The sequence below is a fragment of the Streptomyces sp. NBC_00335 genome, assembly GCF_036127095.1.
In the GTDB taxonomy this organism is placed as follows: Bacteria; Actinomycetota; Actinomycetes; order Streptomycetales; family Streptomycetaceae; genus Streptomyces.
This window is the reverse complement of record NZ_CP108006.1, coordinates 2,845,480-2,859,658: the sequence shown is the minus strand read 5'-3', so window position 1 is coordinate 2,859,658 and position 14,179 is coordinate 2,845,480. Positions and strand designations below refer to the sequence as shown.

Genomic DNA, 14,179 nt, shown 5'->3' with positions numbered 1-14,179 from the left:
CCATGCGGGTACTTCCGCCGTTGGCGCGCGCCTACGTCCTGTGCGCCGTCATCGCCGCCTGCGCGTGCGTCGCTCCCGCCGTCACCGGCGCCGCCACCCCGTGGCCCTGCGTCGGCCTGCTCTCCGTGCTCTACCTCGGCTGCGAACTCGTCAAGGTCTGCCCGCTCATGGGCCACCGGGTGCCCGAGGGCCTCGGCTCCTTCTTCCCGGTGGTGCTGGCCGCCGTGTTCCTCCTGCCGCCGGCCGCCGCCGCCCTCGTCGCACTGCCCGGCGGACTCGCCGGGACCGTGACGGCGCGGCCCGCCTGGGTGCGGCGCGTCTGGCACGGGGCGCAGCAGTCCATAGCCGCCTGGACCGCCGGGCAGCTCTACCGGCTGCTGGGCGGGCCCGGGGCACTGGGCGGCGGCTCCTTCGGCGGGACCGGGCCATCGGGCCCGGACGGATCCGCCGGCCCGGCCGCCTGGGTCGCCGACTTCCCGTACGTGATGTTCCCCGCCGCCGCCGCGGCCGTCGCCTTCTGCCTGGTGCTGACCGCCCTGGACGGCGGCATCCTGGCCGCCGCCGAACGCCGCCCCGCAGCCACCGCCTGGCGGGGCCTCGCGACCCGGTCCCTCGCCCCGCACTGCGTGCACGGCCTCGCCGGACTGATGATGGCCGTCATGTGGCGCAGCCCGTACGGACTCCCGGCCGCGCTGCTCGTCATGCTGCCGATGTACATCTCCTGCTGGGTCTTCGCCCAGTACCACCGCGAGCGCGCCGCCCACCAGGCCACCATCCGGGCGCTGGTCCAGGCCGTCGACATCAAGGACCGCTACACCCGCGGCCACAGCGAGCGGGTCGGGCAGGCCTCGGCGATGATCGCCCGCGAGCTCGGCATGGGCGAGGAACGCCTCGAAGTCGTCCGCATCGCCGGGATCCTGCACGACGTGGGCAAGCTCGGCGTCCCGACCCGCCTGCTGCGCAAGGACGGACCGCTGACCCCCGAAGAGCGCAGGATCATCGAACTCCACCCCGAATACGGACACGAGATGGTGCGCGGCATCGGCTTCCTGGGAGAGGCCCGGGCGGCGATCCTGCACCACCACGAGCGGGTGGACGGCTCCGGCTACCCCTACGGGCTGACCGGGGAACAGATCCCGGTGCTGGCCCGGGTCGTGGCCGTCGCCGACGCCTTCGACGCGATGACCTCGACCCGGTCGTACAGCAGGGCCCGGCCGGTGCCGGTGGCCCTGGCCGAGCTGGAACGGTGCGCGGGGGCCCAGTTCGACCCGGAGATGGTGCAGGCGCTGGTCGACTCGATCGGCCGGCAGGGCTGGCATCCGAAGGTGACCTCGGACGACGACCTCCAGGTGATCGCGGCCGGCGGCGCCGAGGCTCCCGCGGCCGGAGCCGGGATCCCCGCCGCCGACGCCGAGGGGGCCGTACGGGATGCCGTGCCCGCCGGAGCGGCGCTGACCGGACTGCCCGCCCAGGCCGCCCCGGCCGGAGCCGCGTCGCAGGCCCGCGCGGCCGGGAGCCCGCCGCAGGCCGCCGGGGCCGGGGACCACTGCCACTGCATGCCGGGGCCCGCCCCCGAGCCCGGAGCGGCCGTCGAGGAGGCGCCGGGAGCCCCCGGCTCCCCGTCCGCCCCCGCGGCGGGAGCCAAGGCGTGAGGGGCTGGGCCGTCGCCGTCGTGCGCGGGGCCGCCGCGGTGCTGACCGCGGCCGCGGTCGGGCACACCGTGTGGAACGGCCTGACCGAGCCGGGCATCGCCCTCGCCTTCGGCGCCCTGATCACCATCGGCGAGCTCGCCCGCCGGGACATCGGCGACGCCGCCCGCCAGCAGCCCGCGCCGCTCGGCTCCGCGGGGGCGCTCGCGTACGCCCTGCTCGGGCAGAACGCCGGAACCTCCACCCACCACGGGGTCCTGCAGATCGTCGCCGTGGTCGTCACGGCCGCGCTCCTCGGGATCGTCCCGCACATCGCCCGGGGCCGCGGACCCGCCCTGGACCACCTGGCCCGCCGCGTCCTCACCGTCACCTTCGCCGCCGTCTGCTTCCAGCCGCTCTACAACTCCGGTCGACTGGAGCAATGGGTCGGCCAGGGCCCGTACCTCGTGCTCTTCCTGGTCCTCGTCCTCGGGCTCACGGCCCTGTGCGACGCCGTCCTCGGCGCCGCCCTCTCCGGGGCCCGCACCGGCTGGCCCTTCGCCCCGCTGCTGCGCGACGAGCTCCGCGCCCAGCTGGGCATCGGCTCCGCGATCTGCGCCACGGGCGTGGTCATGGCCCTCGGCGTCGCCGTCGCCGGCCTGTGGGCGGTGCCCGCCTTCAGCGTGCCGCTGCTCCTGACCCAGATGTCCTTCCACCGGATCACCGCCATCCGCACCACCTACCGCCAGACCATCACCTCCCTCGCCCGCGCCACCGAGATCGCCGGCTACACCCGGCCCGGCCACTCCCGCCGGGTCGCCGCCCTCAGCTGCGCCGTGGGGCGGGAGCTGGGCCTCTCGGAGCGGGAGCTCAGGGTGCTGGAGTACGCCGCCCTCATGCACGACATCGGACAGCTCTCCCTCGTCGACCCGGTCCCGGCCGGGGCCACCGCCGAGCTGCCCGAGGCCGAGGCCCGCCGGATCGCCGGACTCGGCGGGGAGGTGGCCCGCCAGACCGGGGTCCCCGCCGAGGTCGCGGTGGTGGTGGAGCTGCAGGCGGACCCGTACCGCGACCAGCCGATCGCCGCCCGGATCGTGCGCGCGGTCAACGCGTACGACGACCTCGCCGGAGGCGCCCGTCACCCGGGCGGCTCATTGGAGGCCCTGGAGCGGCTGCGCCTGGGGACCGGGCACGACTATCAGCCGGAAGTCGTCGAATGTCTCGCCAGGGTGCTCGCCCGGGGCGGACGTGCCAGAGTCGGACCCGTCCCACCTGGGTAACCCATGGGTAATGAGCGGCCGTCCGAGTGGGCATGGTTGGATGCCAGTGAGAGTGTTTCCAGCAGGAGCGTTCGCAGCAGGAGTGTCCCGAGCAAGAGTGTCCGGCAGGCGGGAATCGTGAGGATCTTCGGGAAGGTACGGCATCGGCCCTCCGCTTCGTGGCGGCAGGCCACCGACCGCGCGTTCACCCTGATCGGCGACGGTCGGTACGAGGACGCGGGCGCGCTGCTGACCAGAGCGGCGGACCTGGAACCCTGGCTGTCCGAGTCCTGGTTCAACCTGGCGCTGCTCCACAAGTTCCGCCACGACTGGGAGCAGGCGCGGGCCGCCGGGCTGCGTGCCGTGGCCCTGCTCGACCGGGAGACCGGCGCCCCGGACTGGTGGAACGTGGGCATCGCCGCGACGGCGCTGCAGGACTGGCCGCTGGCCCGCCGCGCGTGGCAGGCGTACGGGCTGAAGGTGCCCGGAGACCCCCACGGCGCGGGCGGCGGCCCGCACGCCAACGGCGAACCGGTCGGCATGGAGCTCGGCAGCGCGGCCGTACGGCTGTCGCCCGAGGGCGAGGCCGAGGTGGTCTGGGGCCGCCGGCTGGACCCGGCCCGCATGGAGGTCCTGTCGATCCCGCTGCCCTCCTCGGGGCGCCGCTGGGGCGAGGTGGTCCTGCACGACGGGGTCCCGCACGGCGAGCGCGTCACCGCGGCCGGGCCCTCGTACCCGGTGTTCGACGAGATCGAGCTGTGGGCGCCCTCCCCGGTGCCGACCTGGGTGGTGCTCCTGGAAGCGGCCACCGAGGCCGACCGCAACGCCCTGGAGCAGCTGGCCTCCGACGCCGGCTTCGCCGCCGAGGACTGGTCCTCTTCGGTGCGGCTGCTGTGCCGGACCTGCTCGGAGAGCGCGATGCCGAGCGGCGAGGGGGACGGCGACCAGCTGGACCCGCACGACCACAGCGAACCGGGCCACCCCGGCCCGCTGGGGCACCGTACGACCGGGTCCGGATCCCTGTGGGTGCCCGAGCGGGAGTGCGGGATCGCGGCGCCGGCCGGCCTGGTGCGCGGGCTGCTCGACGGCTGGGTCGCGGACAGTCCGGACACCCGGGAGTGGCGGGATCTCGAAGAGGTCTGCTGAGCCGGGGCCGTAGTCTGTACCGGCACATCGGTGACTGGTGGACTTACGGAAGGCGTACGGCGGACATGGCGCAGCAGGAGAACGACGTTGTCGAGGTCGGTGTGGCCGGCGAGGTGAACGACGGGTACGTCGTGGACACCGAGGACTGTGAGGCGCGCGAGCTCGCCCACCGCGAGCGCGGCACGGCCCGCCCCATCACGGTGGTCGGCAACCCGGTCCTGCACCGGGAGTGCAAGGACGTCACCGAGTTCGGCGACGAGCTGGCGCAGCTGATCGACGACATGTTCGCCAGCCAGAAGGCCGCCGAGGGCGTGGGCCTCGCCGCGAACCAGATCGGCGTCGACGCCAAGGTCTTCGTCTACGACTGCCCGGACGACGACGGCAACCGTCACACGGGCGTGGTGATCAACCCGAAGCTCGTCGAGCTGCCGGCCGGCGCCCGGATCCTGGACGACTCGAACGAGGGCTGCCTGTCGGTCCCGACCGCCTACGCCTCGCTGGCCCGCCCGGACTACGCCGAGGTGACCGGCCAGGACGCGCAGGGCAACCCGATCAAGGTGCGGGGCACCGGCTACTTCGCGCGCTGCCTGCAGCACGAGACCGACCACCTGTACGGCTACCTGTACATCGACCGGCTCTCGAAGCGGGACCGCAAGGACGCGCTGCGCCAGATGGAAGAGGGCACCGCCCGGTACGAGACCGTTCCGAACGCGTAGCCCCCGCTCGCGCAGGCGAAAGGCGCCCCGCTCCGGTCAGGAGCGGGGCGCCTTTCGTGTGAGTGGCGGGCAAGGTCCGAAGGAGACGGCCTAGTCCCAGCCGATGTCGCCGCGGCGCGTCATGAGAGCCCCCTGTGTAGTCAGAACCTCCAGACCTTATCGAGAATGATCAAGGTCGGGGAGTTCTCCACCGGGTGGGCGGCCGGTAGCCCGTCAGGCCGCCGCTGCCGGGCCCCGGAAGGTGCGCCGGAAGGCGTTCGGGGTGGTGTTCAGCGTCCGCAGGAAGTGGTGGCGCAGGGCCGCGGCGGTGCCGAAGCCGCAGCGGCCCGCGATGGCGTCCACCGTCTCGTCGGTGGACTCCAGCAGCTCCTGCGCCAGCAGGACCCGCTGGCGCAGTACCCACTGGTACGGGGTGGTGCCGGTCTCCTGCAGGAAGCGGCGGGCGAAGGTCCGCGCGGACATGTGGGCCCGCTCCGCCAGCTGCTCGACCGTGATCTCCTCCTCCAGGTGGCGGCCCATCCAGCCGATCACCTCGCCCACCGTGTCGCAGGAGGTGCGCGGCAGCGGGCGCTGGATGTACTGGGCCTGCCCGCCGTCCCGGTGCGGCGGTACGACCATCCGCCGGGCGATGGTGTTGGCCACCTCGGCGCCCTGCTCCTGCCGCACGAGGTGCAGGCAGGCGTCGATCCCGGAGGCGGTGCCGGCCGAGGTGATCACCGGGCCCTCGTCCACGTAGAGCACGTCCGGGTCGACCCTGGCCCGCGGGAAGCGGCGCGCCAGGGCCGGGGCGTGCATCCAGTGCGTGGTGCAGCGCCGGTCGTCCAGCAGCCCGGCCGCGCCTAGCATGAAGGCCCCGCTGCACACGCTCAGTACGCGCGCCCCGCGGTCCACGGCCCGCCGCAGGGACTCCAGCAGCGGCTCCGGGTACGCGCGGGTGGGGGCCTGGCGGTCGGCGGGGAGGCAGATCAGGTCCGCCTCCTCCAGCCGGTCGGGTCCGTACGGGAGGGTGAGGCTGTAGTGGCCGTCGCCCACGGTGACGGGATTGCCCTCCATCGCGCAGACGGCGAAATCGTAGGTCGGCAGGCCCATGGCGCTGCGGTCGATCCCGAAGACCTCGCAGAAGATGCCCATCTCGAAGGGGGTGACCCCGTTCACCACGGCCACGGCCACGTTGTTGAGGGAGGAAGGCTTCAGCATGCGTCCAGTGTGCCAGCAAGTGTGGCAGTAATTCGCTCTTCCATGACAGTCCTGCCACTGTCGGGTTTCGGCCGTCCTGGCGAGAGTGGAGTCATGAACACATTCCTCGACTACCTCGCCGTCCTCGCCCTCGCCGCCCTCCTCCTGGCCCCGGCCCTCTACGGAGCCCTGCGCGAGCGCCGCATCGACCGCCAGATCCGAGCGGCCGCCGGGCGCAGGGCCGGCCGGGCTGCGGTCAGCCGAGTTCCGGATCCCGTGTCGCCGTCACGCTCCAGCCGGGGTGCTGATGGGCCCGGTCCTCCTTCCGGCGGATCAGCAGCCGTACGGACGCGGCCAGTACGGCTGCCGCGAGCAGGCACAGGACCCAGGACAGCAGCGCGGAGGTGACGGCCAGTGTCACCGGCACGAGCAGCGCGTAGGCGAGGAACGGACCGCCGCCGCGAACAGCAGAGCGCCCCCGCCCGAATCCTGGTCACCCAGGTTGATCTCCCCATGGGCGGGGACGCTGGCAAGGCAGTACGAAGCCCTAGAAGTCCTCGTCCAGGTCGACCGTGCCCTCGACCGCGACCTGGTAGGCCGACGGGCGGCGCTCGAAGAAGTTCGTCAGCTCCTGGACGCCCTGGAGCTCCATGAAGGAGAACGGGTTCTGCGAGCCGTAGATGGGCGGGAAGCCCAGGCGCACCAGGCGCTGGTCCGCGACGCACTCCAGGTACTCGCGCATCGACTCGGTGTTCATGCCCGGCAGGCCGTCGCCGCACAGGTCGCGGCCGAACTGCAGCTCCGCCTCCACGGCCTCCTTCAGCATGTCGACGACCTGCTGCTGGAGAGCGTCGTCGAAGAGCTCCGGCTCCTCCTTGCGGACGGTGTCCACGACCTCGAACGCGAAGTTCATGTGCATGGTTTCGTCCCGGAAGACCCAGTTCGTCCCTGTCGCCAGGCCGTGCAGCAGGCCGCGCGAGCGGAACCAGTACACGTACGCGAAGGCGCCGTAGAAGAACAGGCCCTCGATGCACGCGGCGAAGCAGATCAGGTTCAGCAGGAAGCGGCGGCGGTCGGCGGCCGTCTCCAGGCGGTCGATCTTCTCGACCGAGTCCATCCAGCGGAAGCAGAACTGCGCCTTCTCGCGGATCGAGGGGATCTCCTCGACCGCGTCGAAGGCGGCCGCGCGGTCGTCCGGGTCGGGCAGGTAGGTGTCGAGCAGCGTCAGATAGAACTGGACGTGCACGGCCTCCTCGAAGAGCTGGCGCGACAGGTACAGGCGCGCCTCCGGGGAGTTGATGTGCTTGTAGAGGGTGAGGACCAGGTTGTTCGAGACGATCGAGTCGCCCGTCGCGAAGAACGCGACCAGCCGGCCGATCATGTGCTGCTCGGACGGGGTCAGCTTCGCGAGGTCCGCGACGTCCGAGTGGAGGTCGACCTCCTCGACGGTCCAGGTGTTCTTGATCGCGTCCCGGTAGCGCTCGTAGAAGTCCGGGTAGCGCATGGGGCGGAGGGTCAGTTCGAAGCCCGGGTCGAGCAGGTTCTTGTTGGTGGAGCTCATTACTGGCAGGCCTCGCAGGACTCGGGGTTTTCAAGGGAGCAGGCCAGCGCGTCGGCGTCGACGGCCTGCGGGAGCGGGGTGGCGGCCGCCGGGACCGTGCTGCCGGAGGCGGCGCGGGCGATCTTCGTCGCGGGGCGGGAGCGCAGGTAGTACGTGGTCTTCAGGCCCTGCTTCCAGGCGTACGCGTACATCGAGCTGAGCTTGCCGATGGTGGGCGTCTCCAGGAACAGGTTCAGCGACTGCGACTGGTCGAGGAAGGGCGTACGGGCCGCCGCCATGTCGATCAGTGCGCGCTGCGGGATCTCCCACGCCGTGCGGTACAGGTCGCGCACCTCCGCCGGGATCCAGCCGAAGCCCTGGACCGAGCCGGAGGACTCGCGCAGCGCCTCGCGGGTCTGGGCGTCCCAGACGCCGAGCCGCTTGAGCTCCTGCACCAGGTAGCCGTTGACCTGGAGGAACTCCCCGCTCAGGGTCTCGCGCTTGAAGAGGTTGGAGACCTGCGGCTCGATGCACTCGTAGACGCCCGCGATGGAGGCGATGGTCGCCGTCGGGGCGATCGCGAGGAGCAGCGAGTTGCGCATGCCGGTCTTCGCGACCCGGGCGCGCAGCGCGTCCCAGCGCTCCGGCCAGTTCAGCTCGACCGCGTAGTGGTCGGGGTGCAGGACGCCGCGGGCGGTGCGGGTCTGCTCCCAGGCGGGGAGCGGGCCGCTGCGCTCGGCCAGGTCGCACGAGGCCTCGTACGCCGCGAGCATGATGCGCTCGGAGAGCTTGGTGGACAGGGCCTTCGCCTCGGGGGAGTCGAAGGGCAGCTTCAGCTGGAAGAAGACGTCCTGGAGGCCCATCGCGCCCAGGCCCACCGGACGCCAGCGGGCGTTGGAGCGGCCCGCCTGCTCGGTCGGGTAGAAGTTGATGTCCACGACGCGGTCGAGGAAGGTGACCGCGGTGCGGACGGTCTCGTCCAGGCGCTCCCAGTCGATCTCCCCGTCCACGACGAAGGCGCCCAGGTTGACCGAGCCGAGGTTGCAGACGGCCGTCTCGCCGTCGTTGGTGACCTCGATGATCTCGGTGCAGAGGTTCGAGGAGTGGACGACGGTGCCCGGCTCGGCGGTCTGGTTCGCCGTGCGGTTGGAGGCGTCCTTGAAGGTCATCCAGCCCTGGCCGGTCTGCGCGAGGGTGCGCATCATCCGGCCGTACAGGTCGCGGGCGGGCATGGTCTTGCGGGCCAGGCCCGAGGCCTCGGCCTTGCGGTAGGCGGCGTCGAACTCGTCGCCCCACAGGTCGACCAGCTCGGGGACGTCGGCCGGGGAGAACAGCGACCAGTCGGCGTCGGCGTTCACGCGGCGCATGAACTCGTCCGGCACCCAGTGGGCCAGGTTCAGGTTGTGCGTACGGCGCTGGTCCTCGCCGGTGTTGTCGCGGAGCTCCAGGAACTCCTCGATGTCCGCGTGCCAGGTCTCCAGGTAGACGGCGGCGGCGCCCTTGCGGCGGCCGCCCTGGTTCACGGCGGCGACGGAGGCGTCGAGGGTCTTCAGGAACGGCACGATGCCGTTGGAGTGGCCGTTGGTACCGCGGATCAGCGAACCGCGGGCGCGGATGCGGGAGTACGAGAGGCCGATGCCGCCGGCGTGCTTGGACAGGCGCGCGACCTGGTGGTAGCGGTCGTAGATCGAGTCGAGCTCGTCCAGCGGGGAGTCCAGCAGGTAGCAGGAGGACATCTGCGGGTGCCGGGTGCCGGAGTTGAAGAGGGTGGGGGAGGAGGGCAGGTAGTCGAGGCGGCTCATCAGCCGGTAGAGCGAGGCCACTTCCTCGACGGCCTGGACCGACTCGTCCTCCGCGAGGCCGCAGGCCACGCGCAGCATGAAGTACTGCGGGGTCTCGATGACCTGGCGGGTGATCGGGTGGCGCAGCAGGTAGCGGCTGTGCAGGGTGCGCAGGCCGAAGAAGCCGAAGCGGTCGTCGGCGCCCTCGGCGAGCGCGTGCCCGACCAGGGCGTCGAGCCGCTTCGCGTGCAGGCGTACGAAGTCCGCGGTGCGGTCGGCGATCAGCCCCTCGCGGTGGCCGACCTCGACGGAGCCGGAGAAGGAGGTGGAGCCCTGGCCGGCGGCCTCGTCGCGCACGGCCAGCGTCAACAGGCGGGCGGCGAGGCGGGAGTAGGCCGGGTCCTCGGAGATCAGCCCGGCGGCGGCCTCGGTGGCGAGCGTACGCAGCTCCGCCTCGTCGGCGGCGGCGCTGCGGCCGCGCAGCGCGGTGGCGGCGACCCGGCCGGGGTCGGTGTCGGGCAGGTCTGCGGTCAGCTCGGTGAGCGTGCGCAGGAGCGCGGCCCCCGGACCCTCATAGGCGGACGGGTCGGACTCGGCGCGCGGTGCGGAAGGCGCGATGGTCACGGGGGGAGCTCTCCCTCGCTCGGCTCCGGGAACACCGTTGGTGCGGGGCGCGAGGGGGCGCACGTGGGGGAGCGCGTGCCTGGCAGGGCCGTGCGCGTGTGCCACGTGGCGTCCACCGGCCCAACCGCGAGGCCCGGACGTGTCTGCACCCGGTTCGGTCGAGCCGGGCGCACTGTCGACAGGTCCTCGGACTTGCGGATGCGCCGAGCGGATCGGTGCATTTCATACCGTTGCGGGACAGTTCCGGATTCTCACCGGATTCCCCTGCGACGACAGCGAGCATGAGCATACATGTGGGGGCCGGTGCTTGCGGTAGCCCCCACATGTTGTGTCGCTCCCTCGTCGGGGGTAGGCCCTAGAGCTCCAGTCGGTAGGTGAGCAGGGGGAGGCCCGGAACCGGGTACCAGTCCCGCTCCGGCGTCCGTACGAAGCCCAGCCGGTCGTAGATCCGGTGCGCCCCGAGCATCTTCTCCGTGGTCGACAGCACCAGGTGGCCCACGCCCTCCAGCTCCCGGGCGCGGCTCACGCAGGCCCGTACGAGGGCCTCGCCCGCGCCGCGTCCGCGCGCCGCCGGGGAGACGGCCAGCATCCGGAACTCCGCCTCGCCGGGGCCGGCGATATCGCACAGCGGGCTGCCGGGAGGGGCGAAGGTCACACCGCCGAGCAGCGTGCCCTCGTACTCCGCGACGAGCACCTCGCCGTCGGGGGCCCGGCCGGCGACATCGCGCAGCCGGCTCAGGTAGGGGTCGTCCTCGGAGAAGTGCAGCAGTCCGTCGTCGAGGTAGGCCCGGGCGGTGATCTCGCCGAGCTCTTCGTATTCGGCGGGCGCCGCCGTCCTGATGATGATGTCCATGGCTCCGAGTGTGCGCCAGGGCAAGACGAGGGGCCGCCGCGTTCCGTCGGGTGGACGGAAAGCGGCGGCCCTCGGAGCCGACCGGTTCAGCAGCAGCGGAACCCTTCGCGCGGATCGCCCTCGCGGGCGTCCGTACGGGCCCGCTCGAAGTCCCGGCGCGACTGGACCTCGGCGTCGGGGTCGTGCGTACGGGCATGGGCGACGTAGCGGTCGTAGGCCGCCTCGCCCGAGAACTCCCGTACGAAGTACCGGGCCCGGCCCAGCACGTGGCGCAGGCGCGTCACGCGGGTTCCCGCACGGACTCCTCCACCCGGCCGCCGCCCGAGTCGAGGCCGGCAGCGGCGAGCTCCGCGCGCTCCTCGGCGGTCGGGATGAGCCCGGCCGGGGCGACGAGCTTGGACTCGGTCCACGGGACCTCGACCAGGGTGACGGACTCGGGCTTGCGGATGGCCTTGAAGCAGGTCCGGGCCGCGTCCACGAGCACGATGATGATCAGCAGGGCGAAGAACACCGACAGGACGCCGTCCACCGTGGCGTTGGTGACCACGGTGTGCATCTCGTCCATGTTCTTGGCGGGCTTGAGGACCTTGCCCGCGTCGATGCCGTCCTGGTAGACGTCCCGCTGCGCGAAGAAGCCGATCTTCGGGTTGTCGGAGAAGATCTTCTGGTAGCTGGCGGTGAGCGTGACGGCCAGGTCCCAGGCCAGCGGAACGCCCGTCACCCAGGCCCACTTGAGCCGGCCCGACTTGATCAGCAGGGTGGTGCAGACGGCCAGGGCGACCGCCGCGAGGAGCTGGTTCGCGATGCCGAACAGCGGGAAGAGCTGGTTGATGCCGCCCAGCGGGTCCTTGACGCCGACCCACAGGAAGTAGCCCCAGCCGCCGACGACGATCGCGCTGGCGAACCAGACGCCCGGCTTCCAGCTGACGTCCTTGAAGGACTTGTGCACGTTGCCGAGGGTGTCCTGGAGCATGAACCGGCCCACGCGGGTGCCCGCGTCGACCGTGGTCAGGATGAACAGGGCCTCGAACATGATCGCGAAGTGGTACCAGAAGGCCTTCATCGCGGTGCCGCCGATCACGGCGGAGAAGATCTCCGACATGCCGAGGGCGAAGGTCGGCGCGCCGCCCGTACGGGACAGCAGGCTGGTTTCCTCCACGTCCTTCGCGGCCTGGGTGAGGGCCTCGGGGGAGATGGCGAAGCCGAAGTTCGTCACGGCCTGCGAGGCCGTCTCGACGGTGGCGCCGACGACGCCGCCGGGGGAGTTGATGGCGAAGTACAGGCCCGGGTCGATGATGCAGGCCGCGATGATCGCCATGATGGCGACGAAGGACTCGGTCAGCATCGCGCCGTAGCCGATGACCCTGACCTGGGTCTCCTTCTGGATCATCTTCGGGGTGGTGCCCGAGGAGACCAGGGAGTGGAAGCCGGACAGGGCTCCGCAGGCGATGGTGATGAAGACGAACGGGAACATCGACCCGGCGAAGACGGGGCCGTCGCCGCGCGAGGCGAAGTCGGTGACCGCGGGCATCTTCAGCGTCGGCATGGCGATGACCACGCCCACGGCGAGCAGCCCGATGGTGCCCACCTTCATGAAGGTGGAGAGGTAGTCGCGCGGGGCGAGCAGCATCCACACCGGCAGGACGGACGCCACGAAGCCGTAGGCGACCATCCAGATGACCAGCGTCTCCTTCTCCAGGGTGAAGGTGTCCGCCAGCGAGGACTCGGCGACCCAGCCGCCCGCGACGATGGCGAGCAGCAGCAGCGCGACACCGACGACGGAGACCTCGGTGACCTTGCCCGGGCGCAGGACGCGCAGGTAGAAGCCCATGAAGAGGGCGATCGGGATGGTCATGCCGATGGAGAAGACGCCCCACGGGGAGTGCGCCAGCGCGTTGACGATGACCAGGGCCAGTACGGCCAGCAGGATGATCATGATGGCGAAGACGCCGACCAGCGCGGCGGCGCCGCCGACCGGGCCGATCTCGTCCCGGGCCATCTGGCCGAGCGAACGGCCGTTGCGCCGGGTGGAGAAGAAGAGCGTGACCATGTCCTGGACGGCGCCCGCGAAGATCACGCCGACGACGATCCAGATGGTGCCGGGCAGGTAGCCCATCTGCGAGGCGAGTACGGGACCCACGAGCGGTCCGGCGCCGGCGATGGCGGCGAAGTGATGGCCGAAAAGCACGCGTCGGTCGGTCGGGTGGAAGTCGACACCGTTGTCAAGGCGTTCGGCCGGGGTGGCGCGGGTCTTGTCCACCTTCAGGACGCGGTTCGCGATGAAGCGCGCGTAGAAGCGGTAGCCGATCGCGTACGAACCCAGTGCGGCGGCGAGCAGCCAGGCGGCCGAGATCTCCTCGCCGCGCGAGAGCGCCAGCACGCCCCAGCCGATGGCCCCCACGAGGCCGACGAGCACCCACGCGGCCACGGCTTTGGGGGACATGCCCCCTGATGGAGAAGGCGAGCCCGGCGTGATGCCCGGACTCGCCGCGTCCCGTACGGCCCGTGTTGCTTCGGCCGGTGTTGCTTCCGGTCCTGGTTCCGTCATGATCCGTCGTCCCCTCGTTGATCATCTGCGTAATGGCGCAGGGAATCTACGGGGGACCGCCCGCTGGACGTAACCCCCCGTCCGTATAGCGGAACGAGAGTCAACTACAAGATTCAGACGGCGGGGCGCTGGAGTCGGGCGACGAACTTGTAACGATCGCCGCGGTATACGGAACGCACCCACTCGACGGGCTCCCCGTCGGTGTCCAGCGAATGGCGGGAAAGCAGCAGCATCGGCAGTCCGACGTCGGTGCCGAGCAGTCCGGCCTCGCGCGGGGTGGCCAGCGAGGTCTCGATGGTCTCCTCCGCTTCGGCGAGGCGCACGTCGTACACCTCGGCGAGGGCGGTGTAGAGGGAGGTGTACTTGACCAGCGAACGGCGCAGCGCGGGGAAGCGCTTGGCGGACAGGTGCGTGGTCTCGATGGCCATCGGCTCTCCGCTGGCCAGGCGGAGGCGTTCGATGCGCAGGACCCGGCCGCCGGTGGCGATCTTGAGGAGGCCGGCGAGGGTGTCGTCGGCCGTCACGTAGCCGATGTCCAGGAGCTGGGAGGTGGGTTCCAGGCCCTGGGCCCTCATGTCCTCGGTGTACGAGGAGAGTTGGAGCGGCTGGGAGACCTTCGGCTTGGCGACGAAGGTGCCCTTGCCCTGGATCCGCTCCAGCCGTCCCTCGACGACGAGCTCCTGGAGAGCCTGTCGCACCGTGGTGCGGGAGGTGTCGAACTCGGCCGCCAGCGTGCGCTCGGGCGGCACCGGTGTGCCCGGTGGAAGGGTTTCGGTCATATCGAGCAAGTGGCGCTTGAGCCGGTAGTACTTGGGCACGCGTGCCGTGCGGGTGGCCGCCCCGCTGTCCGGCTCCGTGATCGCCCCTTCGGTGGCCATCGCCGCCCGCCTTCCCGACTCCAGTTTCGT

12 protein-coding genes and 1 riboswitch are annotated in these 14,179 nt (G+C 71.6%); of the genes, 4 read left to right on the top strand and 8 right to left on the bottom strand.

All coding sequences use genetic code 11. The features are described 5' to 3' along the window. Positions 1 to 2 precede the first annotated feature (2 nt). The 4 genes from OHA37_RS12565 to def all read left to right on the top strand — a co-directional run bounded on the left by OHA37_RS12565 (position 3) and on the right by def (position 4,749). A complete protein-coding gene (locus tag OHA37_RS12565) occupies positions 3 to 1,652 on the top strand; it encodes an HD-GYP domain-containing protein (RefSeq protein ID WP_266904670.1) in 1,650 nt (549 codons plus the stop codon). Continuing rightward, positions 1,649 to 2,908, top strand: a complete 1,260-nt coding sequence (locus tag OHA37_RS12560; RefSeq protein ID WP_266904668.1) for an HD-GYP domain-containing protein — start codon at positions 1,649 to 1,651, stop codon at positions 2,906 to 2,908. Before OHA37_RS12565 ends, OHA37_RS12560 begins: the two co-directional genes overlap by 4 nt. A gap of 117 nt (positions 2,909 to 3,025) precedes the next feature. Continuing rightward, positions 3,026 to 4,033: a tetratricopeptide repeat protein gene (locus OHA37_RS12555; RefSeq protein WP_266904666.1), complete on the top strand. Its 1,008-nt coding sequence runs from the start codon at positions 3,026 to 3,028 to the stop codon at positions 4,031 to 4,033. A 65-nt stretch (positions 4,034 to 4,098) separates the two neighbouring features. Beyond that, entirely contained in the window at positions 4,099 to 4,749 is a 651-nt protein-coding gene (gene def, locus OHA37_RS12550; RefSeq protein WP_266904664.1) for a peptide deformylase, read from the top strand. Between the two features lie 213 nt (positions 4,750 to 4,962). Here the strand turns inward: def and OHA37_RS12545 are convergent, their stop codons facing one another. The 8 genes from OHA37_RS12545 to OHA37_RS12510 form a co-directional block, all read right to left on the bottom strand. After that, positions 4,963 to 5,946, bottom strand: coding sequence for a helix-turn-helix domain-containing protein (locus tag OHA37_RS12545; RefSeq protein ID WP_266904661.1), 984 nt, complete (start codon positions 5,944 to 5,946; stop codon positions 4,963 to 4,965). Between the two features lie 235 nt (positions 5,947 to 6,181). Further along, on the bottom strand, positions 6,182 to 6,352 hold the full coding sequence (locus tag OHA37_RS12540) for a hypothetical protein (RefSeq protein WP_266913446.1): 171 nt from the start codon (positions 6,350 to 6,352) through the stop codon (positions 6,182 to 6,184). 120 nt (positions 6,353 to 6,472) lie between these two features. Then, entirely contained in the window at positions 6,473 to 7,486 is a 1,014-nt protein-coding gene (locus OHA37_RS12535) for a ribonucleotide-diphosphate reductase subunit beta (protein ID WP_266904659.1), read from the bottom strand. Continuing rightward, on the bottom strand, positions 7,486 to 9,870 hold the full coding sequence (locus tag OHA37_RS12530; protein WP_266904657.1) for a ribonucleoside-diphosphate reductase subunit alpha: 2,385 nt from the start codon (positions 9,868 to 9,870) through the stop codon (positions 7,486 to 7,488). The genes OHA37_RS12535 and OHA37_RS12530 overlap by 1 nt, the downstream gene beginning before the upstream one ends. 160 nt (positions 9,871 to 10,030) lie before the next feature. Then, positions 10,031 to 10,159: riboswitch (cobalamin riboswitch) on the bottom strand. Positions 10,160 to 10,225: 66 nt separating this feature from the next. After that, positions 10,226 to 10,723: a GNAT family N-acetyltransferase gene (locus OHA37_RS12525; protein WP_266904655.1), complete on the bottom strand. Its 498-nt coding sequence runs from the start codon at positions 10,721 to 10,723 to the stop codon at positions 10,226 to 10,228. Between the two features lie 86 nt (positions 10,724 to 10,809). Beyond that, complete coding sequence (locus OHA37_RS12520) at positions 10,810 to 11,007, bottom strand: YbdD/YjiX family protein (protein WP_266904653.1); 198 nt, start codon at positions 11,005 to 11,007, stop codon at positions 10,810 to 10,812. Then, positions 11,004 to 13,166, bottom strand: a complete 2,163-nt coding sequence (locus OHA37_RS12515) for a carbon starvation CstA family protein (protein WP_266904651.1) — start codon at positions 13,164 to 13,166, stop codon at positions 11,004 to 11,006. The genes OHA37_RS12520 and OHA37_RS12515 overlap by 4 nt, the downstream gene beginning before the upstream one ends. A gap of 218 nt (positions 13,167 to 13,384) precedes the next feature. Continuing rightward, positions 13,385 to 14,149, bottom strand: coding sequence for a GntR family transcriptional regulator (locus OHA37_RS12510; RefSeq protein WP_243336098.1), 765 nt, complete (start codon positions 14,147 to 14,149; stop codon positions 13,385 to 13,387). Between the last annotated feature and the right edge of the window lie 30 nt (positions 14,150 to 14,179).

Excerpts from the sequence above, each read along its gene's own strand:
- OHA37_RS12515 (WP_266904651.1), bottom strand. The coding sequence starts at position 13,166 with ATGTCCCCCAAAGCCGTGGCCGCGTGGGTGCTCGTCGGCCTCGTGGGG.
- OHA37_RS12545 (WP_266904661.1), bottom strand. The coding sequence starts at position 5,946 with ATGCTGAAGCCTTCCTCCCTCAACAACGTGGCCGTGGCCGTGGTGAAC.
- def (WP_266904664.1), top strand. The coding sequence starts at position 4,099 with ATGGCGCAGCAGGAGAACGACGTTGTCGAGGTCGGTGTGGCCGGCGAG.
- OHA37_RS12510 (WP_243336098.1), bottom strand. The coding sequence starts at position 14,149 with ATGGCCACCGAAGGGGCGATCACGGAGCCGGACAGCGGGGCGGCCACC.
- OHA37_RS12535 (WP_266904659.1), bottom strand. The coding sequence starts at position 7,486 with ATGAGCTCCACCAACAAGAACCTGCTCGACCCGGGCTTCGAACTGACC.
- OHA37_RS12525 (WP_266904655.1), bottom strand. The coding sequence starts at position 10,723 with ATGGACATCATCATCAGGACGGCGGCGCCCGCCGAATACGAAGAGCTC.
- OHA37_RS12565 (WP_266904670.1), top strand. The coding sequence starts at position 3 with ATGCGGGTACTTCCGCCGTTGGCGCGCGCCTACGTCCTGTGCGCCGTC.